Here is a 2,862-nt window from a genome sequence, read left to right on the forward strand (position 1 = left end):
TAGTAAAAAAGATTCTTTATTAAATATTGCTGCTGATTACAATACTCTTGGACTTAAGGAAGCCATCCATAAAAAAAATAAAGCCTATGAAATTAGATTTATCATTGGCGATGGAATTATTGCGGAAGAACGTGGCAACTATAAAAAAGCGCTTTATAAACTTGACAAAGCTTCAGAACTCGTAAATAATTATAAAGAACCTAGCGCGTTAACAATACTTTATTATTACAAAGGACGCAGCTATAAAAAACTGAATCAACTTGACAACGCTGTAACGTATTTAAAAAAAGCAGATTCTGTTTCAACTAAAAATAGTACTAACTATTTTATACTACAAGGCGTATATGCTTCTCTTATAGAAATATACAAAAGCCAAAATGATTCTGATAATGCTTTAAAATACAAAGGTTTATTTTATGAAAATACACAACTTAATAAGTTAATTACTCAGGAAGTACGTGAAGATATTCATTTACAATACGATATAGATCGTTTTGAACAAAAGATAGATTCATTAAATAATACAAATTTAAAAGCCATAATCATTATTGGGGTTTTAGCCATTTCATTGTGTATATTCTTTCTTTTCTTCATAAGACAAAAGCGAAAAAATCAACTCGCATTTAAAAAATTACTTTTACAGTTAGATGAGAAAAAAGATATAAGAACGATTATTTCAAAACCACAGCAAGTGTTGACAATTGATGATGAGAAGGTCGTACAAGTTTTAAAAGCTTTGGATAAATTTGAGGAAAAAGAATGGTTTCGAGATAAGAATTGTGATTTAGCCTTTGTTGCCAAAAAAGCAAAAACTAACAAAACTTATTTATCAAAAATAATCCATACACACAAGCAATTAAAATTTATAGATTATATCCGAAATTTACGAATTGATTATGCTTTGGAACGACTTAAAGATGATCCAGTATTTCGATCATATGACATTAAATCTATTGCCGAAGAATCGGGCTTTAAGTCTTCCGACATGTTCTCAAGAGCTTTTGTGAAAAACACAGGAATTTATCCGTCCTATTATATCAAAAATATCAATAAAATTAATGCTTAGGACAATGTTTAAACAATCTACTATTGTCGTATTATCGTCCTATTATCTTTGTAAAAACTAGGGTAACACCTATTTTTCACAATCAAAATTTCTAAAACTACATAGCAATGAAGAAAAAACGTAAATTAAATTTAGGGAAAAATAAAGTCGCAAACATGAATACTTTGTACAGGCTAAAAGGAGGACTTACTCTGGGTTGTGCTACTGATAACACCTGTCCAAAAACAGATCCATGTCTCAGTATAATAACTGAGGAAGAATGCACTAGTTATGAAGATACTGAGTGTGTTACCTTAACAACATCGCCGCCAACAGATGATTGTGATGGATTCCCAACTGGAGCTTGTGGAGGATAAAATAACTCATTTTAAAAAACCAAAAGCCTGCATTAACAAAAATGCAGGCTTTTTTAGTACCCTAAAACCTAATTATAGTGCCTTTTTAGCAAATTACTACTGAAAATGTTGGCACAGTACAACCTTCTTGGTTTGTGTTACAGTCTGCCGTTAAAACGTTTCCTGTTCCTCCACAAGTGTTTGTTGGACAGTCTGTGTCATGTGTTGGGCAACAAATACCGTAAGGAACACAAGAAATTGTTTCTAGCTGTTTTGTACCGCCTTTCACTTTTTGTAAACCGCCTAAGTTTGAAATTGATTTTTTGTTTAACGAAAGACTTGTTAATTTTTTCTTCATAATAATGAGTTTTAATTGTTAATTCTGAAATCAAAATTATGTGTAAAAAGCAGGTTGTGCAACGAAAGCAATCTACAATTAGACAATAATAGGTTGTAATTCTTTCTCTACAATCTAGTAACATTAAGGGTTTACTTTAAATTTTAAGAGCATTATAAATACTTAAAAAAGGTTTCTTTTACAGCCTAAATTCTTTAATTTATAGTATCTTGCTTTTAGCAAATTATCCCTTTTACATGTCTCCTAAATTCATAAAACACATACTGTTTGTATTTTTTTTAATTTCTTATAGTCTCTTTTCTCAAGAAAAGGACTCTTTAGCAGATTACTCGCATAAAAAACTACGATCGTTATATTATGAAGTCATGTATAAAGACACTTCTGCTTCACGTGTTTATTTACATAAAATGCTTACTAACGCAAAAACAACCAACAACACGTACAATGTTTCCGAAACATCTATACTACTAGCCAAGTTTGAAAATAGTATTGGGAATTATGACAAGGCAATACCATATATTGAAAGTGCTACACAACTTGCAAAATCGATTTCTAATGACAATATAGAAGCACAAAGCCTCTTTAGTCACGGTTTTATAGATTATGATAATGGAAATTATGACAATGCTTTTGATGCCTATATTAAAGCCTTATCATATTATAAAAAAACAGCTCATAAATTAATGATCAATAGTATCTCTCATAATATAGCATTAATTAAAAGTGAGTTAGGCGATCAAAATGGAGCATTGGATATTTTACTACAGAATTACAATGCTTCAAAAAATGTTTCTAGAGAAATTAGAAGTAAAGAATTTGGCTCCTTTTTTTACACTAATACGTTAATAACACTCAGTAACGTTTACGTTCGTAAAGCGAATAAAGTAGAAGCCCTAGAACAAAAACTTGTATTATTAGACTCTGCTTCTATATATAATGACATAGGATTCAGAGAAACAATAAAAGAGGATGATGTATATGGAAACATTTATTTTATAAATGGCGAAGCTATTATTAGTTACGAGAAAGGAATGTTTGAAAAATCTATAGAAAGACTAAATGAGTCTATAGAACAAATAGAAAAAGTAAATCAACCAAGTCTG

The 2,862-nt window shown here is 30.0% G+C and carries 4 protein-coding genes; 3 read left to right on the top strand and 1 reads right to left on the bottom strand.

All coding sequences use genetic code 11. The features are described 5' to 3' along the window. Both AB8B65_RS09115 and AB8B65_RS09120 read left to right on the top strand, forming a co-directional pair. Positions 1–1,066 (top strand): helix-turn-helix domain-containing protein (locus AB8B65_RS09115; RefSeq protein ID WP_405300638.1); only part of this gene is annotated, 1,066 nt, incomplete at its 5' end. A 107-nt stretch (positions 1,067–1,173) separates the two neighbouring features. Continuing rightward, a complete protein-coding gene (locus AB8B65_RS09120) occupies positions 1,174–1,422 on the top strand; it encodes a hypothetical protein (protein WP_405300639.1) in 249 nt (82 codons plus the stop codon). An 85-nt stretch (positions 1,423–1,507) separates the two neighbouring features. Here AB8B65_RS09120 and AB8B65_RS09125 read toward each other — a convergent pair whose 3' ends face one another. Beyond that, the gene (locus tag AB8B65_RS09125; protein ID WP_405300641.1) at positions 1,508–1,759 is read right to left on the bottom strand and encodes a hypothetical protein; all 252 of its coding nucleotides are present in this window, start codon (positions 1,757–1,759) and stop codon (positions 1,508–1,510) included. 236 nt (positions 1,760–1,995) lie between these two features. Here AB8B65_RS09125 and AB8B65_RS09130 point away from each other — a divergent pair. Further along, positions 1,996–2,862: tetratricopeptide repeat protein (locus AB8B65_RS09130; RefSeq protein ID WP_405300642.1), on the top strand; the 867-nt coding region annotated here is incomplete at its 3' end.

The sequence above is a fragment of the Kordia sp. genome, from assembly GCF_045105435.1.
Classification (GTDB): domain Bacteria; phylum Bacteroidota; class Bacteroidia; order Flavobacteriales; family Flavobacteriaceae; genus Kordia.

What these genes read in the sequence shown, in the direction of transcription:
- AB8B65_RS09120 (WP_405300639.1), top strand. Translation starts at nt 1,174, where the DNA reads ATGAAGAAAAAACGTAAATTAAATTTAGGGAAAAATAAAGTCGCAAAC.
- AB8B65_RS09125 (WP_405300641.1), bottom strand. Translation starts at nt 1,759, where the DNA reads ATGAAGAAAAAATTAACAAGTCTTTCGTTAAACAAAAAATCAATTTCA.